Source organism: Cryobacterium sp. TmT2-59, assembly GCF_004403545.1.
Lineage (GTDB): Bacteria > Actinomycetota > Actinomycetes > Actinomycetales > Microbacteriaceae > Cryobacterium > Cryobacterium shii.
On record NZ_SOGM01000062.1, the window covers coordinates 38,600 to 56,831 of the forward strand.

17 protein-coding genes and 1 pseudogene are annotated in these 18,232 nt (G+C 69.8%); 5 read left to right on the forward strand and 13 right to left on the reverse strand.

All coding sequences use genetic code 11. The features are described from left to right. The first annotated feature begins 79 nt into the window (after positions 1-79). Complete coding sequence (locus tag E3T24_RS10480; RefSeq protein WP_134365852.1) at positions 80-748, forward strand: DedA family protein; 669 nt, start codon at positions 80-82, stop codon at positions 746-748. Between the two features lie 40 nt (positions 749-788). Here the strand turns inward: E3T24_RS10480 and cydC are convergent, their stop codons facing one another. From cydC to E3T24_RS10500, 4 genes are read right to left on the reverse strand one after another with little or no spacing between them, the layout of a single operon-like run. Continuing rightward, complete coding sequence (cydC, locus tag E3T24_RS10485) at positions 789-2,669, reverse strand: thiol reductant ABC exporter subunit CydC (protein ID WP_134434594.1); 1,881 nt, start codon at positions 2,667-2,669, stop codon at positions 789-791. Further along, a complete protein-coding gene (cydD, locus tag E3T24_RS10490) occupies positions 2,662-4,329 on the reverse strand; it encodes a thiol reductant ABC exporter subunit CydD (protein WP_134404385.1) in 1,668 nt (555 codons plus the stop codon). Before cydD ends, cydC begins: the two co-directional genes overlap by 8 nt. A 53-nt stretch (positions 4,330-4,382) precedes the next feature. Then, positions 4,383-5,399 (reverse strand): cytochrome d ubiquinol oxidase subunit II, encoded by a 1,017-nt coding sequence (gene cydB, locus E3T24_RS10495; protein WP_134434595.1) that lies wholly within the window; start codon positions 5,397-5,399, stop codon positions 4,383-4,385. A 9-nt stretch (positions 5,400-5,408) separates the two neighbouring features. Beyond that, positions 5,409-6,821 (reverse strand): cytochrome ubiquinol oxidase subunit I, encoded by a 1,413-nt coding sequence (locus tag E3T24_RS10500; protein ID WP_134434596.1) that lies wholly within the window; start codon positions 6,819-6,821, stop codon positions 5,409-5,411. A 97-nt stretch (positions 6,822-6,918) separates the two neighbouring features. On the opposite strand from E3T24_RS10500, the pseudogene E3T24_RS10505 reads away from it, so the two are divergent. Together E3T24_RS10505 and E3T24_RS10510 are read left to right on the forward strand one after the other, a co-directional pair. Continuing rightward, positions 6,919-7,281, forward strand: a pseudogene (locus E3T24_RS10505) (BlaI/MecI/CopY family transcriptional regulator); the annotation flags it as partial. Between the two features lie 118 nt (positions 7,282-7,399). Next, positions 7,400-8,338, forward strand: coding sequence for a M56 family metallopeptidase (locus E3T24_RS10510; protein ID WP_134434597.1), 939 nt, complete (start codon positions 7,400-7,402; stop codon positions 8,336-8,338). Positions 8,339-8,483: 145 nt separating this feature from the next. On the opposite strand, the gene E3T24_RS10515 is transcribed toward E3T24_RS10510, so the two are convergent. From E3T24_RS10515 to E3T24_RS10535, 5 genes are read right to left on the reverse strand one after another with little or no spacing between them, the layout of a single operon-like run. Next, complete coding sequence (locus E3T24_RS10515; protein WP_134402643.1) at positions 8,484-9,410, reverse strand: ABC transporter substrate-binding protein; 927 nt, start codon at positions 9,408-9,410, stop codon at positions 8,484-8,486. Beyond that, positions 9,410-10,150, reverse strand: a complete 741-nt coding sequence (locus tag E3T24_RS10520) for an ABC transporter permease (RefSeq protein WP_134365860.1) — start codon at positions 10,148-10,150, stop codon at positions 9,410-9,412. Before E3T24_RS10520 ends, E3T24_RS10515 begins: the two co-directional genes overlap by 1 nt. Continuing rightward, entirely contained in the window at positions 10,147-10,833 is a 687-nt protein-coding gene (locus tag E3T24_RS10525; RefSeq protein ID WP_134434598.1) for an ABC transporter permease, read from the reverse strand. Before E3T24_RS10525 ends, E3T24_RS10520 begins: the two co-directional genes overlap by 4 nt. Continuing rightward, positions 10,830-11,717: an ATP-binding cassette domain-containing protein gene (locus E3T24_RS10530; RefSeq protein WP_134434599.1), complete on the reverse strand. Its 888-nt coding sequence runs from the start codon at positions 11,715-11,717 to the stop codon at positions 10,830-10,832. Before E3T24_RS10530 ends, E3T24_RS10525 begins: the two co-directional genes overlap by 4 nt. A gap of 12 nt (positions 11,718-11,729) precedes the next feature. Further along, a complete protein-coding gene (locus E3T24_RS10535; RefSeq protein WP_134365863.1) occupies positions 11,730-12,383 on the reverse strand; it encodes a TetR/AcrR family transcriptional regulator in 654 nt (217 codons plus the stop codon). 188 nt (positions 12,384-12,571) lie between these two features. Here E3T24_RS10535 and E3T24_RS10540 point away from each other — a divergent pair, with 188 nt between their 5' ends. Then, positions 12,572-13,669: a phosphatase domain-containing protein gene (locus E3T24_RS10540; RefSeq protein WP_347232657.1), complete on the forward strand. Its 1,098-nt coding sequence runs from the start codon at positions 12,572-12,574 to the stop codon at positions 13,667-13,669. Between the two features lie 41 nt (positions 13,670-13,710). Here E3T24_RS10540 and E3T24_RS10545 read toward each other — a convergent pair whose 3' ends face one another. Genes E3T24_RS10545 through hisD form a run of 3 tightly spaced genes read right to left on the reverse strand, consistent with a single transcriptional unit; the run spans position 13,711 to position 16,608 of the window. Continuing rightward, a complete protein-coding gene (locus E3T24_RS10545; RefSeq protein WP_134365864.1) occupies positions 13,711-14,742 on the reverse strand; it encodes a quinone-dependent dihydroorotate dehydrogenase in 1,032 nt (343 codons plus the stop codon). A gap of 33 nt (positions 14,743-14,775) precedes the next feature. Further along, complete coding sequence (gene nrdR / locus E3T24_RS10550; RefSeq protein ID WP_134365865.1) at positions 14,776-15,270, reverse strand: transcriptional regulator NrdR; 495 nt, start codon at positions 15,268-15,270, stop codon at positions 14,776-14,778. 12 nt (positions 15,271-15,282) lie between these two features. Then, positions 15,283-16,608, reverse strand: a complete 1,326-nt coding sequence (hisD, locus tag E3T24_RS10555; protein ID WP_134365866.1) for a histidinol dehydrogenase — start codon at positions 16,606-16,608, stop codon at positions 15,283-15,285. 72 nt (positions 16,609-16,680) lie between these two features. On the opposite strand from hisD, the gene E3T24_RS10560 reads away from it, so the two are divergent. After that, positions 16,681-17,283 (forward strand): flavin reductase family protein, encoded by a 603-nt coding sequence (locus tag E3T24_RS10560; protein ID WP_134434600.1) that lies wholly within the window; start codon positions 16,681-16,683, stop codon positions 17,281-17,283. Here E3T24_RS10560 and E3T24_RS10565 read toward each other — a convergent pair. Beyond that, on the reverse strand, positions 17,280-18,089 hold the full coding sequence (locus E3T24_RS10565; RefSeq protein ID WP_134365868.1) for a lysophospholipid acyltransferase family protein: 810 nt from the start codon (positions 18,087-18,089) through the stop codon (positions 17,280-17,282). The two genes, E3T24_RS10560 and E3T24_RS10565, sit on opposite strands and share 4 nt — an antisense overlap. Positions 18,090-18,232: the final 143 nt, after the last annotated feature.

Here is an 18,232-nt window from a genome sequence, read left to right on the forward strand (position 1 = left end):
GGTTCCCGGCCGTCGTGCCAGGCCGGTCCGGGCCGGGTTCCGGGATCCGGCATCCGGCATCCGGCCTAGGCTGGGCCGGGTGAACGACATCCTCAGCTCGATCCTCGACACCGTCGCCAGTGTCGACCCGGTCGTGCGCACCCTGCTGGCCGGTCTCGGCATGGTGCTGGAGACATCCGTGCTGGTCGGACTCGTGGTTCCGGGCGATTCCATCGTGATCGTCGCGAGCACGGCGGTGGGGAACACGGTCGAGTTCGTGGGACTGGTCGTCACCGTGATCGTCGGCGCCCTGGTCGGCGAGAGCATCGGGTTCGCGCTGGGGCGGCACTTCGGCCCGTGGATCCGGTTGAGCCGGCTCGGACGCCGTCTGGGCGAGCGCAACTGGGCCCGGGCGGAGATCTACCTGGCCCGTCGCGGCGGGATCGCCGTGTTCCTGTCCCGGTTCCTGCCGGTGCTGCACTCCCTGATCCCGCTGACCGTGGGGATGAGCCCGATGCGCTACCGCACGTTCATGGCGTGGACCGTGCCGGCCTGTGTGCTGTGGTCGCTGGCCTACGTCTCGGTCGGGTGGGCCGCCGCCGACGGTTACCGGGAGCTCGCCGACCGGCTCCACTTCGCCGGATACCTCTTCGTGGCCGCGATCGCGGCCTTCGTGCTGCTCGTGCTCCTGATCAAGAAGTGGTTGAACCGTCGGGAGGCCCGGCACATGGAGCAGCCGGACGGGCCGGCGACCCTGCACGAGGAGTAACGGGACCGGTTCCGGGTGCCTGCTGTCGCGAGCGTCGCGTCTATCGCCGCGGGCGTGCCGGGCCGGGCACGGTGACGCGCGCGGTGATCAGCTCGTCGGGCACCGGGGTGTGCGAGATCAGCAGCACGGCGCGTCCGTCTTCGGCGGCCGTCTCCAGGATGTCGCGGACCAGCTGCTCGCCCTGGGCTTCGTCGACGTTCGCGGTCGGTTCGTCGACGATGAGCACCGGGAAATCCGCGAGCAGTGCGCGGGCCAGCGCGATCCGCTGGGCCTGGCCGCCCGAGACCAGGGCGCCCTGCTCCCCCACCCGAGCGTCGAGGCCGCCGCGCTGACGGGTCCAGGCGCCCAGGCCCACCCGGCCGAGAACGGCCAGAAGGTCGTCGTCGGTGGCGGTGTCGCGGGCGAAGAGCAGGTTCTGACGGATGCTGTCGTCGAAGAGCCAGGGGCGCTGCTCGCACAGTCCGACGCGCGCCCGCACCGCGTCCTGGGGCAGCGTGCGCGCCTCGACGCCGTCGAGCCGGTAGGAGCCCGTGTAGTCGAGGAAGCGCACCAGGACCAGGGTGAGGGTGCTCTTTCCGGCGCCGCTCGGGCCGAAGAGGTGCACCCGGTCGCCGGGCGCCAGGCGCAGGGTGACGTCGGTGAGCGCCGGGGCATCCGTGCCGGGCCAGCTCGCGCCCAGGCCGGCCAGTTCGAGGACCGGCCGCGCGCCCACGGTGACGCCGACGCCGGGTGGGGTGTCGAGCGGGGTGTCCAGCAGCGCATCGAGCGAGGCATCGAGTGGGATCTCCGGCGGGACCTCCGCCGGGACGGCCGAGGTCACCCGGCGGGCGCTGGAGCGCACCTGCCGCCACACGCCGAGCGCCAGGGGGATCAGGCCGAACACCTCGAAGACCGCCATCGGCACGAGGACGACGACGGCGAAGCCCGGCCCGGTCAGTGCGCCGGCCCCGGTGACCAGGCCCGCACCGTCGGGCCCGGAGTTGAGGAGCTCCGGGATGCCGACCCACAGGGCCCCGACGGTCGCGGCGCCCGCGAACAGGGACAGCACGGCGCCCTGCACGCCCACGCCCAGTGAGCGACGCAGGGAGGCCCGGCGCAACCGGTCGTCGGCCGCCGCCAGGGTGTCCAGCCGCCCGGGGAGGGCGCCGAAGGCGGTGAGCACGTCGAGGTTCTCGACGACCTCGAGCACCTCGCCCGCGAGGGCTCCACGCAGGGGGGCGAGTTCCCGCTCCGACCGGGCGGACAGGGCGCTGGAGGCAAGCGTCGCGACGACGCCGGCGAGGAGGAGGGCCAGGGCCAGCGTCAGGGCGGCCGCCGGGAGCACCAGCCAGACCCCGAACACGCTCAGGGCCGCGAGGATGCCGGCGGTCGCGAGCGGCTGCACGACCCGCAACGGCAGGTCCTGCAGGTCGTCGACGTCGCGGACGAGGCGGGTGAGCAGGTCCCCGCGGCCGGTGTTCGAGAGCCCGGCCGGGGCGAGGGGCACGAGCCGGGCGAACACGCCCAGGCGCAGGTCGGCGAGCTGGCGGAAGGCGGCGTCGTGGCTGGCCAGCCGTTGCAGGTACCGGAAGGCGGACCGGCCCAGGGCGAAGGCCCGCACGCCGACGACGGCCATCGAGAGGAACATGATCGGCGGCTGTTCGGCGGCGCGGGTGATCAGCCAGGCTGAGGAGGCCAGCAGGGCCACCGCGAAGATCGCGCTCGCCACGCCGGCGGCCAGGCCGGGGGCGAACCGGCGCGCGCGCGGCTGGGCGAGCCGGAGCACCGTCCGCACCGCCGACGGGTCCGCGTTCCCAGACCCACAGGTCTCCGGCGCGGGTTTTTCCGGCACGGTGTTTTCCGGCACGGTGTTTTCCGGCACGGTGTTTTCCGGCACTGTGTCTTCCGGCACGGTGTCTTCGGGCACGGTTTGCTCAGACATGGGCCACCTCACTCAGCTGCACGATCTGGTCGGCGGCGGCGCGCAGGGCGGGGCGGTGGCTGACCACGATCACGATCCGCCCCTCGTCGGCCAGTCGGCGCAGCCCTGCGGCGAGTAGCGTCTCCGCCGCGGCGTCGAGGGCCGAACTGGGTTCGTCGAGCACCACGATGGAGCAGCCGTGGGTGCGGGCACGGTAGATCGCCCGCGCCGCGGCGACCCGCTGGGACTGCCCGCCGGACAGCCCCGCCCCGGCGACGCCGAGCAGCGTGTCCGGGGCCAGGTCGGCCGCCCCGGCCCAGGCCAGTGCGGTCGTCACCGCGGCCGGGTCGACGGATGCGTCGCCGAGGGCAAGATTGTCGGCGATCGTTCCCTGGAAGAGTCCGGGTCGCTGCCCGGCCCAGGCCAGCTGGGGCCGGCCGGTGCCCGGGGTCAGGGCGCGGTCGCCGAGGCTGATGCGGCCCTCGAACGGGACGAAACCCTGCAGGGCCGCCACCAGGGTGGATTTTCCGGCTCCGCTCGGGCCGACGACCACGGCCAGCTGCCCCGGGCGGAAGACGGCGCTGAAATCGGACACCGTGGCATCCGTGCCCCGCCGGATCGTGACCTGTTCGAACCGGAGCGGGCCGCCCGGCTTCGGCAGCACCGGGCTCGGCGACGGGACCGGGACGGACGCGGAGACCGGGGCCGGGACCGGCGCGGAGTCCGGCCGGCCCTCGTCGAGGAGGGCGAAGACCTCTTCGGAGGCCGCGAGCCCGTCGGCCGCGGCGTGGAACTGGGCGCCGACCTGGCGCACGGGCAGGAACGCCTCCGGGGCCAGCAGCAGCACGAAGAGCCCGACCCCGAGGGAGAGGCTGCCATCCACCAGACGCAGGCCGATCGACACGGCGACGAGGGCCACCGACAGGCTGGCCGCCAGTTCCAGCACGAAGCCGCTGAGGAAGGAGACCCGCAGCACCTTCATGGTGCGCGTGCGGTAGTCGTCGGTGATGGTGCGCACCCGCTCGAACTGGCGGGCCTGCCGGCCGTAGATCTTCAGTGTGCCGAGGCCCCCGACCAGGTCGAGGAACCCGGTGGACAGTCGGTGCAGGGAGTCCCATTGCTGACGCTGTACGGCCAGGGTGGCCTGGCCGATCAGAATCATGAAGACCGGGATGAACGGCAGCACCACGATCACGGTGATCCCGCTGGGCAGGTCCTGCCAGAGCATGACCAGGATCAGCAGGGGCGTGGCGATGCCGGCGAGCAGCAGCTGGGGCAGGTAACGGGCGAAGTAGTTGTCCAGCGCGTCAAGGCCCTGCGTCACCAGGGTGGCCACGCTCGCGCTCTGCCGGCCGGCCAGCCAGTCGGGGCCCCGTTCGGCGAGCCGGTCGAGCACCTGGCGCCGCAGCTGGCTCTTGACCGAGGCCGCCCCGCGGGTGGCGGCGACCTCGAGCAGCCAGACCAGCACCGCGCGCACGACGACGACGCCGGCGAGGGCGCCGATCGTGCCGGCCAGTTCGCTCCTCTGCGCGCCGGCCACCGCGAGCGTGATGCTCTGGCTGAGCAGCCAGGAGAACGCGATCACCGTGACGGTCTGCGCCAGCCCGAGCACGGCTCCGGCTGCCAGGAACCACCGGGCGGCGGTCGCGTAGCGGAGAAGCCGGGGATCGAGAGGACGCATCCGTTTCAGTTTACGGCGGATTCAATGTGCGGCGGACTCAGCGAAGGGCGGACTCAGTGGACGGCGGAGTCTACCGCCGCCGTCACGGTCTTCCGGCTGACCCGCTTGCGCAGCACCCAGTAGGTCCAGCCCTGGTAGAGCAGGATGACCGGCATCGCGAACAGGGCCGTCCAGCTCATCACCTGGAGTGTGTACGGCGTCGACGAGGCGTTGTCGATGGTCAGGCTGTTGGCCGCGTCGTTGCTCGCCGGCATCACGTCGGGGAACAGGGAGGCGAAGAGCGTCAGCACGGCGAAGGCGATCGTCGCCGCCATCAGCGTGAACGCCCAGCCCTCCGACCCGCGCAGATTTGCGAGGAACGACGCGATCAGCGCGGCCGCCGCGACGCCCGCGAAGACGGCCGTCGCGACGCTGCCGAAGACCAGCGTGGTCCAGAGCAGGAAGGACGCGGCGACCAGGATCGTCACGAGGCCGGCCTTCACGGCCAGCTTCTGGGCCCGCTGACGGATGTCGCCCTCCGTCTTCAGGGAGATGAACACCACGCCGTGGGTGAAGAAGAGCAGGAGCGTGGTCAGCCCGCCGAGCAGGGCGTACGGGTTCAGCAGGTCGAAGAAGGTGCCGATGTAGTTGTGCCCGGCATCCAGCTGCACGCCCTGGACGACGTTGGCGAAGGCCACGCCCCAGAGCAGGGCGGGGACCGCGGACCCCACGACGATCATGAGGTCGAAGCGCGCCTTCCATACGGATTCGGGCCGCTGGTGGCGGTATTCGAACGACACGCCGCGCACGATCAGCGCGAGCAGGATCACGAGCAGGGCCAGGTAGAACCCGCTGAACATCGTCGCGTACCATTCCGGGAATGCCGCGAAGAGCGAGGCCCCGGCGACGATGACCCAGGTTTCGTTCAGGTCCCAGACCGGGCCGATGGTGTTGATGATGACGCGACGGTCGAGGTCGTCCTTGCAGAGGAAGGGCAGGGACATCCCGACGCCGAAGTCGAAGCCGTCGAGCACGAAGTAGCCGATGAACATCGCGGCGATGATCCAGAACCAGAGAATGTTGAGTTCCATCATGAGCTCCTAGTACACCGTGACCTGTGGCTTGACCTGGCCCGAAACCGGGTCGGGAACCGGCGCGGGGGCGGGTCCCTTCTTCACAGCCTGGAGGATCAGTTTGAATTCGACGACGGCGAGGATGCCGTAGATCAGTGTGAACGCGACCAGCGAGATCAGGATCTCGAGACCGCTGACATTGGGCGACACCCCGTCCTGGGTGCGCAGCAGCCCGAACACGAGCCAGGGCTGGCGGCCCATCTCGGTGAAGACCCAGCCGACGCTCATGGCGAGCAGCGAGAACGGGAAGCTCCAGATGGCGACCTTCCAGATCCACGCGGCCTTCGGGGTGCGCCCGTTGCGGGTCAGCCAGAGCCCGACGACGGCGACCAGGATGTGCGCGATGCCGAGACCGATCATCCAGCGGAACGCCCAGTAGGTGATCCAGATCGTGGGCGTGTAATCGCCCGGGCCGTACAGGGTCACGTACTGCGCCTGCAGGTTGTCGATGCCCTCGACGGTGCCGTCCAGGATGTGCGTCGACAGGAATGACAGGAGGTAGGGGATGCGCACGGAGAACAGCTCGCTGACACCGTCCGGGGTGCCGAGGGTGAAGATGGAGAAGGAGGCGTTGGCCCCGGTCGCCGTCTTGTACATGGCCTCGGCGGCCGCCATCTTCATGGGCTGCGCCGCGGTCATCGCCAGGCTCAGCGAGTCGCCGAAGAAGGTCGTCAGCGCGCCGGAGATGACCATCATCCACATCCCGAATTTGAGAGCGGGACGCATGGTGTCCTCGTTCTGCTTGCGGGCCAGGTGCCAGGCGGCCACCGAGATGACGAGGCCGGATGACACCATGAAGCAGGCGAAGATCGTGTGCGGGAACGAGGCCAGGGCGATCGGATTCGTCAGCAACTCGCCGATATCCGTCAGCTCCGCTCGCCCGCGCGTCTCGTTGATGCGGAAGGCGATCGGGTTCTGCATGAACGCGTTCGCGGCCAGGATGAAGTAGGCGGAGGCGATGCTGCCGGCGACGGTCAGCCAGATCGTCGCCAGGTGAAGGCCGCGCGGCAGCTTGTCCCAGCCGAAGATCCACAGCCCGATGAAGGTGGCTTCAAGGAAGAACGCGGTGATCCCCTCGAACGCGAGCGGGGCGCCGAAGACGTCACCGACGAAGCGGGAGTAATCGGACCAGTTCATCCCGAACTGGAATTCCTGCACGATTCCGGTGACGACGCCCATGGCGAAGTTGATCAGGAAGATCTTGCCGAAGAAGTGGGTGAGCTGCAGGTACTTGGCCTTGTCCGTGCGCACCCAGGCGGACTGGAAGATCGCCACGGTCAGCGCGAGGCCGATCGTCAGCGGGACGAACAGGAAATGGTAGACGGTGGTCAGACCGAACTGCCATCTCGACAGGAGTAAGGGATCCAGCCACTCGTTCATGCGCCCTCCAGCGACTTCGGTTTCTACAATACGTAGAAGACATTACCCTTCTACCCGCCGTAGAACTGCGGTATTCATCCTTGTTACACTCCCCCTTATGGGGAATTTGGGCGTGCTCGAGAGACTGCTGATGGATGTGCTCTGGGACTCCGGGGAGTCCCTGCCCGCCACGGACCTGCGCGACCGGCTGCTCACCCCGGCGGCCGTGGCGGCCAGCAAGAAGCCCCTGGCCACCACGACGGTGCTGACCGTGCTGTCCCGGCTGGAAACGAAGGGCTTCGTGACCCGCGACCGGGACGCGCGCCCGCACCGGTACCGGGCGGTCACGACCCGGGCCGAACACACCGCCGAGTTGATGCACGAGGTGCTCGGGTCGGCTCCCGACCGCCAGGCGGCCCTGGCCCGGTTCATCGGCAACGTCAGCCCCGCGGAGGCCGAGGCGCTGCGGCACCTCCTCGGCACCATCAGAACGAGCACCCCCGCGACGAACACCAGCAGCGCGAGCACCAGCAGCACCAGCACCAGCACCAGCACCAGCACCATCCGCCGCGAGTGAGTCGCGTGCAGCCGGGATCCGCGTGCTCGTCACCGCGATAGGCCTGATGGTCGTGGCCGTCGCCCTCGCCGGCCCGATCCCGATCCTCCTGGCCGGTGCGCGCTGGCCGGTGGGCTCCCCCGTTCTCGCCCTGACGCTGTGGCAGTCCATCGCCCTGGCCGGCGGCCTGTCCATGATCGGCTCGCTCCTCGCCTTCGGGCTCCTCCCCTTCGGCAGCGACCTGCCGGGCGGCATCCGTTCGCTGGCCGGGCATCTCGGGGCCGGTAGCCTTCCGGCCGGCACGACGCTCACGTCGGTGCTGATGCTGTGCGGGGCCCTGATCCTCGGCGGTCACCTGCTGCTGAACCTCGCGGCGACCTTCTTTCGCGCGGAACGGCAGCACCGGCGGCACCATCATCTGATCGGTCTGCTCAGCCATCCGGTGCCGGACAGACCGGGGATGCACGTCATCGACCATGACGCGCCCGTGGCCTACTGCCTGCCCGGCGCGGCCCGGTCGGCGACCGGCCTGTCGATGGGCCTGCTCCGGCTGCTCGACGAGGACCAGTTGCGCGGGGTGATCGAGCATGAGCGCGCCCACCTGTTGCAGCAGCACCATCTCGTGCTACTCGCGTTCAAGTCCTGGCACAGCGCCCTGCCGAGGTTTCCCATCGCCAATCGCGCCGAGAACGCGGTCGCCCTGCTGGTGGAGATGCTCGCCGACGACCGGGCCAGGCGCGTGGTGCCCGACCGCACGCTGGCGACCGCCATCGCGCTGGTCGGGTCGGCGCACCAGGTGGACCCGCTGGGCGGGGACGTCGTCCCGGGCGACGGCCCCGACGATCCGTTCGACCTCGTCACCCCGCGGGTGCGCCGGCTGCTCACGCCTCCGCCGGCCCTGCCGCTCCCCGTCGTCGTGGCCGCAGTGACGTGTTCGGCGTCGCTCCTGGTGCTGCCGACGCTCCTCCTCTTCGCTGCCTGAGCGTCGCTGCCTGAGCGTCGCTGCCTGAGCGTCGCTGCCTGACCGCCCCACGAACCAATTCGACGGAGATTCTCGGCTTCCGGACCGGTTTGGGCCGAAAACCGGCCCGTGGGCGCAGAATCTCCGTCGAATTGGTGAGGGGTGCCTAGAAGAGGTTCGCCTGCTTGAGCCAGGCGGCCGCGATCTTCTCGGCCGAGAGCTGGTCGTTCACGCTCTCGGAGTTGAGGCTGACCAGGTCTTCGGCGCTCAGGGCGGCACTGACCTTGTTCAGCACCGCGGCGGCCCTGTCGTCGACCTTCTTGGACACGACGGGCACGACGTTGTCCGGGAAGAACAGCCCGTCGGGGTCTTGCAGGGCCACGAGGTTGTCCGACTTGATGTTGGGGCTGGCCGTGTAGATGTTAGCCAGCTGGATGTCGTTGTCGACCAGGGCCTTGACGGTGAGCGGGCCGCCGCCATCCTCGACCGGCTTGAACCCGGCGGTCTCGATGCCGTACTTCTCCTTGAGCGCCGTCGGCCCGTAGGGCCGGGTCTCCAGCTCGGAGTTGCCGCCCACCGTGATCGGCTCGGTCACGTTCTTGAGCGACGCGATGTCCGTCAGCTTGTACTTGTCGGCGAAGGCCTGCGTCACGGTCCAGGAGTTCTGGTCCGTCGCGGCCGCCATGTCCAGCACGCTCAGGCCCTTCGGTAGCGCATCCTGCAGTTCGGCGTAGGTCTCGGCGGCGGTGCCGCCGGCGGCCTTCGAGTCGAGAGCCTGCAGCAGGCTTCCGGTGTATTCGGGGAAGACGTCGATGGCCCCGCCCTTGATCTCGGGCAGGTAGACCTCGCGCTGGCCGATTTTGAACTGGCGGTCGACCGTCACGCCGTTCGCCTCGAGCGCCTGGGCATAGATTTCGGCGACGATTTCGTTGGAGTAGTAGTCCTGGGAACCGACGACCAGGGTCCCGGAATCACCGGAGCCGGAACTTCCGGAGTCCAGCGGGTCACCGGACGCACACCCTGCAAGGGCTACGACGGCCCCAACCGCGACCGCGGCGACTGCCGCGAGCCGGCCTTTATTCACTGTGAACATTAGTGGTTTCCTTCCGTGATGGCGGGTTCCATCCCCGGGCTGGGTCTGGCTGACCTGGCCCGGTCGACTGGGAGGCGTCCGGACGCAACACCTCTAGGGACGACAAGTCTCTGCACAACGGTGAATATTCCCTCGAGCGCGAAAGCGAGCAGGATGACGAGGATGGATCCGCCGAGCATCTCCCCATAGTCTCTCGTCTTGAGGCCGGCGAACAGGAACCGGCCGAGTCCGAAATCCGCCACATACGCGGCCAGGGTCGCTGTGGCGACGACCTGGAGGGTGGCGGACCGCAACCCGGCGATCAGCAGCGGCAGGCCCAGCGGGATCTCGACCGTGCGCACGATCTGGGCCTCGGACATGCCCACGGACCGCGCGGAGTCGATGACGGCCCGGTCGATCGCTTCGAAGCCCGTGTAGGCGCCCGCGAGGATCGGCGGGATCGCCAGCACGGTGAGCGCCACGTACGGGGCGCCGAGCCCGATCCCGATCCAGAGCGCCACCAGGGTGAGCAGCCCGAGGGTCGGGATGGCCCTGAGCCCGCCGGACGTGGCCACGGCCAGGCCGCGGCCACGGCCGGTGTGGCCGATGACGAACCCGCACGGGATGGCGATGGCGGAGGCCATCAGCAGCGCCACGACGGTGAAGCCGAGGTGCTCGACCAGGCGCACGGAGATGCCGCCCGGCCCGGTGTAGTTGGCCGGGTCGAGGATCCAGTTCAGTGCGTCGACAAAGAGGTTCATGTGGTGACCTCGACGATCCGGGCCTCGCGCGCGGCGGCCCCGTTCGAGCCGGCCAGGCGCGTCCACGGCAGGGCGACCCGGCCGAGAACGACGAGCGCCCCGTCGAGCAGGAGCGCGACCAGCACGGTCGCCACAATGCCGGCGATGATTTCGGCCTCGATGCCGCGCTGGAAGCCATCCGTGAAGAGACTGCCGAGGCTCTGGGCGCCGATCACAGCCCCCACCGTGGCGAGGCTGACCGTGCTGACCGCCACGACCCGGAGGCCGGCGAGGAGAACGGGGCCGGAGAGCGGCAGTTCCACCTGCCAGAAGATGCTCCAGCCGGAGTAGCCGAGCGCGACGGCCGACTGGCGCACGTCCGCGTCCACGGATGCCAGGCCGTCGGCCACCACGCGCACCATCAGCGCCACGCCGTAGAGGGTCAGGGCGATGACCAGGTTCAGGGGCGATCGGAGGCTGGTGCCCACGATGGCCGGGAGCACGAAGAAGAGCGGCAGGGACGGGATGGCGTAGAGCAGCCCGCTGACGGTCAGGATGACGCCCCGGCTGAGCCGGTACCGGTTCGCGAGCCAGCCGAGCGGCAGCGCGATCAGGAAGCTGAAGACGATCGGCGGCACGCTGAGGACGAGGTGATCGAGGGTGCGATCCCAGATGAGGTCCAGATTCGACCAGATCCAGGTCACTGCGGCTCCCCACCCTGCGCCGGAGCACCCGGCCCCGGGAACGGGCCGGCCTTTGTCTCGTGGGGCCGGCCGCCGGGCACTAGTACTCCGGCCAGACGCCCCTCGCTGTCAACGAGGACGTCACCGTCGCCCCGGCGCTCCAGATGCAGGGCGCGCTTGCCGCGGTCGGCTCCGACGAAGCTGGCCACGAAATCGTCGGCCGGGTTGGCCAGGATCTCGGCCGGCGAGCCAATCTGCGCGATCCGGCCGCCCTCGCGCAGGATCACGACCTGGTCGCCCAGGAGAAACGCCTCCTCGATGTCGTGCGTGACGAAAACGACGGTCTTTCCGAGCTCGCTCTGCAGCCGGATCAGTTCCTGCTGCAGCTCCGCCCGAACGATCGGGTCGACGGCCCCGAAAGGCTCGTCCATCAGCAGGATGTTGGGGTTGACCGCGAGTCCACGGGCGACGCCCACCCTCTGCTGCTGTCCGCCGGACAGCTGGCTCGGGTACCGGTCCGCGAGGGAGCGGTCCAGGCCGACGGTGTCGAGCAGGGCCAGGGCGTCCTGCCTGGCATTCTTCTTCGGCGTCCCGCGCAGGAGGGGCACGGTGGCCACATTGTCGATCACGGTGCGGTGCGGCAGCAGGCCGGAATTCTGCATCACATAGCCGATGCGGCGGCGGAGCTGCACGGGCTCGAGGGTGTGGATGCCGACGCCGTCGATCTCGATCGCGCCGGACGACGGGTCGACCATCCGGTTGATCATGCGCAACAGGGTGGTCTTGCCGGAACCCGACGACCCGACCAGCACCGTCGTCTGGTGTGACGGGAGGGTCAGGCTGAAGTCCTCAACGGCCAGGGTGCCGTCCGGGAAATGTTTGCTCACCGAGCGGAACTCGATCACGGAAGTCGCTTTCTAGGCGGTGCCCGGCCCGTAGTAGCCGAGGAGGTAATCCTGCATGACACGTCGGCATTCCGCGATGAAACGCTCGTCGCCCTGGGGGTTCGCCCGGAACGCGCGGGACAGGATCGAATCGGCCATCTCGACCGCAACTTCGAGGCGGAAAGTCAGCTCGGCGCCGCCGGCGAGGCCGAACTCCTCCGCGAGGACCACGGCCAGCTGCCGGGCGAAGAATCCGGAGTCGAGATCGGCGGTGATCGGGGACAGTTCACGGTCCGAGAAGTGCATGATGCGAAAACCCGGCTCGGAACGATACAGGTCGACGAAGGCCGTGATGGAGCAGTCGACGGCGTCCCACCAGGTCTGCGGGGAGCTCTGCTTGAGCTCATCCGCCACCCGCTGCCGGTACCGCTGCACCGCTCGCTCCCGCAGCGCCTGCAGCACGGCCACCCGGTCGGGGTAGTAGCGGTACACGGTACCGATCGACGCCCCGGCGCGCTCGGCCACCATCGCCGTGGTGATGCGGTCGAAGCCCACCTCGTCGACGACGACGGCAGCGGCGTCGAGCAGGCCGGACAGGCGTGCCGTGCTGCGCTGCTGAATTGGCTCGGTCCGAACCGTCTGGCCCGGTACGAAAGGATCCCCACCGAAAAGGTCACTGAGTGACACTTGTCCTCCTTGAAAGATAAGTCATCAGCCTACGGTGCAAAACACGCTCCGGATGCCAGGAACGGCGCGCCCCGCCGGTGAATGTGAGAAACCCGCGTTTTTTCCACGGATGCCGCCGCGCGCTGCCGATGCGGTTTCCGCCGCGGGCGCGGGTTTGACCGCGGCCGGCGCGTGCGAGACTAGGGACTGTGTCGACGTCTCCTCGAATCCTGCCCACGGGCGCACCCGCGAAGATGATGCATCGCGCGGCCCGCGTCGAGGATTGGCTGCATTTCAAGCGGGAACGCTCGGCCCGCAAACGCGGCTACCTGCCGACCGTCATCCCCTATGCCGGCTACGGCTCGACCGAGTGGGTGCGCATCCTCTGCCGCGTGCTCCTGGCCAAGCCGGAAAAGCCGGAGAAGCCGGCCAGAACGGTTCACCATCGTTGGCGGGCCGAGCGGCGGGACGCGGGCATTCGTGGCTGGCGCAGTTTCACCAGCGTGCCGGTCAACGACGTGACCGTGACCATCGAGATCAACGGCAGCACCCATCGCGTGCGCGCCGACCGCGGCGGCGTGGTCGACACGGTCGTCCAGGTGAAGCTCACGCCCGGCTGGCACGTGGCCCAGCTGCACACGGATGACGCGTTCCAGCCGGTCGACGCCCCCATCTTCATCGTTGCGCCCTCCGTGAGCCACGGCATCATCTCCGATATCGACGACACGGTCATGGTCACCACCCTCCCCCGGCCGCTGCTCGCCGCCTGGAACACCTTCGTGCTCGACGAGCATGCCCGCGTTCCGACCCCGGGCATGGCGGTTCTGCTGGACCGGCTGGCCGCCACCGCGGAGGGCGCCCCGATGATCTACCTCTCGACCGGCGCCTGGAACGTCGCTCCGACGCTGACCCGATTCCTGTCTCGCAACCTGTACCCCTCCGGGGCGCTCCTCCTCACCGACTGGGGCCCGACCCACGACCGCTGGTTCCGCAGCGGTCAGGATCACAAGCGGGCGAATCTGCGGCGCCTGGCCCAGGAGTTCCCGGAGATCCGCTGGATTCTGATCGGCGACGACGGCCAGCACGATGAGGCCATCTACGGCGAGTTCCAGCGGGACTTCCCCGGCAGCGTGGAGACGGTCGCGATCCGCCAGCTGTCGCCGGGTGAGGCCGTACTGGCCGGACGCCCGGCCAAGGCTGCCAAAGTCGTCACAGACACCGTGGAGGAGCCGCACGACCCGCGCTGGGTCTACGGCCCGGACGGCGCGAGCCTGGCTCGCCAGCTCGCGGAGCGCGGCCTGCTCTAGCCGGTCCCGCCCGTGGACCCTGGATGGCCTCGGAACGGACGTCAGGCCGCCAGGATGCGATCCAGCCCCCGGTTGATCTGGCGCGCCCAGAGCGGCCCGCGGTAGAGGAAACCGGTGTACCCCTGCACGAGGGTGGCCCCGGCAGCGAGCCGTTCGGCGACCTGTTCGGCCGTTTCCACGCCCCCGACGGAGATCACGCAGAGGCTGGCCGGCACCGACGCCCGGATCAGGCGGAGCACGGCCAGGGACCGGGCGTGCAGCGGCGCGCCGGAGAGGCCGCCGGCGCCGGCGGCCAGGACGACGGCCGCATCCGTTTTCAGCCCGTCCCGGGACAGCGTGGTGTTGGTGGCGATGATGCCGTCGAGGCCGAGCGACACGGACAGTTCGGCGATGCGGGTGACCTCGTCGTCGCTGAGGTCGGGGGCGATCTTGACCAGCAGCGGGGTGGCACCGGCCTCGGCTTTGACCGCGCGCAGCAGCGGGGCGAGCTGGTCGAGTTCCTGCAGACCGCGCAGGCCGGGAGTGTTGGGCGAACTGACGTTGACCACGAGGTAGTCGGCCAGGGGCGCCAGCAGGGCGGCACTGGCCAGGTAGTCGGCCGTGGCGTCCTCCACCGGCGTGACCCGGCTCTTGCCGATGTTGATGCCGAGGACCGGGCGTCCACGCACGGCGCGCACCCGGGACAGGCGGACGCGGGCCGCGCGGGCGCCGTCGTTGTTGAACCCCATCCGGTTGATCACCGCACGGTCGGGGATCAGGCGGAACAGTCGCGGCGTCGGGTTTCCGGGCTGCGGGACGGCCGTGATCGTGCCGACCTCCACATGGCCGAAGCCGAGCTGACCGAGCCCGATGACGGCCTTTCCGTCTTTGTCGAATCCGGCGGCGAGGCCGAACGGCGACGCGAAATGCAGCCCGAGGGTGTCGACGCCGAGGTCCGTCCGGGGCCGGGTGAAGCGGTGCACGAGGCGGCCGAAGCCCAGCGCGGGCACGGCCCGGATCACCGAGAAGGCCAGGTGGTGCGCGCGTTCGGGGTCGAGCCGGGCAAAGAAGAGCGAGAAGACGAGCGGGTACACGGGACCTCTAAGGTTCGGTTCTGCGGTTCGGTTCTAGGGCTCGGTCGGGCCGGCAGCGGCCGCCGGGGCTGCGGCGGTGACGCCGTGCTCGATGCGGAGCTGGGAGATGGCGGCCTCGAAATCCTCGAGCGAGTCGAAGGCCTGGTAGACGCTGGCGAAGCGCAGGTAGGCCACCTCGTCGAGTTCGCGCAGCGGGAGCAGGATCGCCAGGCCGACGTCGTTCGCGTCGACCTGCGACGAGCCCGTCTGACGGATGGTCTCCTCGACCCGCTGGGCCAGCATGGCCAGGTCGGAATCGGTCACCGGGCGGCCCTGGCAGGCCTTGCGCACGCCGGCGACGATCTTGTCCCGGCTGAACGGTTCGACCACCCCGCTGCGCTTGACGATGTTCAGGCTGGCCGTCTCGGTGGTGCTGAACCGGCGGCCGCACTCCGGGCACTGCCGGCGCCTGCGGATCGAGAGTCCGTCGTCGCTCGTGCGCGAGTCGATGACTCGGGAGTCGGGGTGGCGACAGAACGGGCAGAACATTGTGCTGCCAGCCTACTCGGTGCCGAATTGCGCGGTGGCGAAACGCGCGGTGACGGCGTCCCCGTGGGCCGGCAGTGCCTCGGCGGCGGACAGGGCCGCGATGTGCCCGGCGACCTCACGCAGGGCCTCCCGGGTGTACGTGACCACCTGCTGCGGGCGGAGGAAGGTGTAGGCGCCGAGCCCGGAGGAGAACCGGGCCTGCCCGCCCGTGGGCAGCACGTGGTTCGAGCCGGCCGCGTAGTCGCCGAGGCTGACCGGGGAGTGCGGGCCGAGGAAGATGGCGCCGGCGTTCTCGATCAGGGCGAGGACGGCTTCCGGGTCCCGGGTCTGGATCTCGAGGTGTTCCGGTCCGAAGGCGTTGCTGAACGCGGCCGCCGCGGCCACGTCGTCCACGAGCACGATCCCGGACTGCCGCCCGTTCAGCGACGCGGTGACGCGGGCACTGTGGGTGGTGGTCTCCATCAGCCCGACGAGGTGCTCGGCGACGGCGTCCGCGAGCACGGCCGAGTCGGTGACGAGCATGGCTGCGGCCAGTTCGTCGTGCTCGGCCTGGCTGACCAGGTCTGCCGCGACGAGTCGCGGGTCGGCGGAGGCATCCGCAATGACGAGGATGTCGGTGGGGCCGGCCTCGGAATCGATGCCGGTCACCCCGCGGACGAGGCGCTTCGCGGCGGCCACGTACACGTTGCCGGGTCCGGTGACGAGCTGCACCGGGTCGAGCCCGAGGCCGGGAACGCCGTAGGCGAATGCGCCGATGGCGCCGGCTCCGCCCATGGCGTAGATCTCGTCGATGCCGAGCAAACCGGCGACCGCGAGGATGGTGGGGTGCACGCGGCCGTCGAAGTGGCTCTGCGGCGGTGAGGCCAGCGCGATCGAGGACACGCCGGCGATCTGGGCGGGCACCACGTTCATCACGACGCTGGACGGGTAGACGGCCTTGCCGCCCGGCACATACAGGCCGACCCGGTTGACCGGCTGCCAGCGCTGCACGATGGTGGCGCCGTCGGCAATGGTGGTGGTCACGGTCGGCGGGACCTGGGCCGCGCTGGCGATGCGCACCCGGCGGATGGTCTCCTCGATGGCCGTGCGCACGGCGGGCTCCAGCCCGACCAGCGCCTCGGCGACGTGGGAGGCGGGGACCCGCACGTGGGCCGGTCGCACCCGGTCGAGACGTTCCGCCTGGCCGAGGAGGGCATCCTCGCCCCTGGCCCGTACATCGTCGATCAGTTCGGCTGCGATATCGCTTGCCGCGGTCACGTCGGTGAGCGCGCGCGGGACGGCCGCAAGCAATTCCGCCGGAGTGGGCCGGGTCCCTCTGAGGTCAATAGTCTGGATCATCGCCTTCCAGCCTAGCGATCAACTCCCGCCCACCGGGAATAGTCTGAACGCCGAGGAGATTGAGTCACTGAGATGAACGACACCAAAACGCCCCAGAACGCCGCCGCACCAGCCGCCGTGCCAGCCGCCGTGCCAGCGGTGCCAGCCGCCGTTCCCCTGGCCGAGGACCCCAATGCGCCGCTGGACCTGGCCGCGTTCAAGCACGCCTTCCGGCGTCACGCCGCCGGCGTCGCCGTGGTCACCGCGTTGCGGCCCGACGGCACCCCGGTGGGGTTCACGGCCACATCACTGGCCTCCCTCTCGTCGGTCCCGCCCCTGGCCACCTTCAACATTGCCCGGTCGGCCAGCACCTGGCCTGCGATCGCCGAGAGCGACCGGGTCGTCATCCACATTCTCGGGGCGCGCAACCGCGGCGTCGCCGAGGTGATGTCCGGTCCGGCCGACAAACGCTTCGACGGCGACCACTGGCAACCCGGACCGCACGGCCTGCCCGTGCTGAAGGACGTCACCTCATGGATGGTGGGCCGGATCATCGAGCGCGTCCTGGTGCACAACAGCGCCGTGGTGGTCGTGAAGATCGAGTCCGGCGGCATGGGCGAGAACGACCAGGCCCTGCTCTATCACGAGCGCACCTACCGCGTGCCGGGGGCCGATGTCCAGCCCCGACGGGTCTAGCCCCGACTGGTCTTACTCGACCCGGCCTGGGCCTTCGCGTCCCTCAGGCGGCGGCGTTCGGCCTCGGCCACGGCGGCCACCTCGGGCGTGGGCGCGGTGCCCCCGAGGTGCCGCGGCTGCCACCATTGCCCCGCACCGTCGACCGGGTAGGCGGCCTGCAGTCCGTCGACGAGACCCTGGAGGGTGCCGTGGAGCGCCTGCGTCAACGATTGGGCGTCCTCCCCCGCAGCCGCCGATAATTCGGCGACCGTGAACGCCTCACCGACGGCGAAGCTGACCGGAACGCCGGATGCCTCGCGCAGCGATGGCTTGTGATTCTTGGTGAGCAGGCGGTGGCCGCCCCAGACGGCGATCGGGATGATCGGGACTCCGGCCTCGGCGGCCATCCGGACGGCGCCGCTCTTGAGTTCCCGCACGGTGAAGGACGCGTTCACGCCGCCCTCCGGAAACACTCCGAGCAGTTCTCCCTCCTTCAGCGCCTTCACGGCCTGGCCGTAGGCTTCCGCACCCGCCTTCATATCGACCGAGATGTGCCGCATTCCGCGTAGCAGCACCCCGACGAGCTTCTGGTCGAACGCGCCCTTTTTGGCCATGAAACGGATGTGACGCCGGTTCTTGTGCCACAGCATCCACTCGACCAGGGCGAAGTCCATGTAGCCGAAGTGGGTGATCGCCAGCACGGCTCCCCCGGTGTCCGGCAGGTTCTTCAGGCCCGTGACGGACGGCTTCAGGCGCAGCAGGCCGAAAACGGCCCGGCCGGCCGTGATCGCCGTCGTGTACAGGGGTTCACTCTCGCGCCGTGTCATGATCCAAGGCTACTGGTCGTCGCGGGTGATGTTCTTATGTTCGATGGCGTCGGCCATCTGGATTCGCGATTTCGTGGTCTTTCGCCATCGACGCGGGCCGCTCTCGAGCCAGGGTGGTGCCATCACCTCGGGCGAGCCCCGGA

What these genes read in the sequence shown, in the direction of transcription:
- cydD (WP_134404385.1), bottom strand. Translation starts at nt 4,329, where the DNA reads ATGCGTCCTCTCGATCCCCGGCTTCTCCGCTACGCGACCGCCGCCCGG.
- hisD (WP_134365866.1), bottom strand. Translation starts at nt 16,608, where the DNA reads ATGATCCAGACTATTGACCTCAGAGGGACCCGGCCCACTCCGGCGGAA.
- E3T24_RS10565 (WP_134365868.1), bottom strand. Translation starts at nt 18,089, where the DNA reads ATGACACGGCGCGAGAGTGAACCCCTGTACACGACGGCGATCACGGCC.
- E3T24_RS10515 (WP_134402643.1), bottom strand. Translation starts at nt 9,410, where the DNA reads ATGTTCACAGTGAATAAAGGCCGGCTCGCGGCAGTCGCCGCGGTCGCG.
- E3T24_RS10520 (WP_134365860.1), bottom strand. Translation starts at nt 10,150, where the DNA reads ATGAACCTCTTTGTCGACGCACTGAACTGGATCCTCGACCCGGCCAAC.
- E3T24_RS10560 (WP_134434600.1), top strand. Translation starts at nt 16,681, where the DNA reads ATGAACGACACCAAAACGCCCCAGAACGCCGCCGCACCAGCCGCCGTG.
- nrdR (WP_134365865.1), bottom strand. Translation starts at nt 15,270, where the DNA reads ATGTTCTGCCCGTTCTGTCGCCACCCCGACTCCCGAGTCATCGACTCG.
- cydC (WP_134434594.1), bottom strand. Translation starts at nt 2,669, where the DNA reads ATGTCTGAGCAAACCGTGCCCGAAGACACCGTGCCGGAAGACACAGTG.
- E3T24_RS10500 (WP_134434596.1), bottom strand. Translation starts at nt 6,821, where the DNA reads ATGAACGAGTGGCTGGATCCCTTACTCCTGTCGAGATGGCAGTTCGGT.
- cydB (WP_134434595.1), bottom strand. Translation starts at nt 5,399, where the DNA reads ATGGAACTCAACATTCTCTGGTTCTGGATCATCGCCGCGATGTTCATC.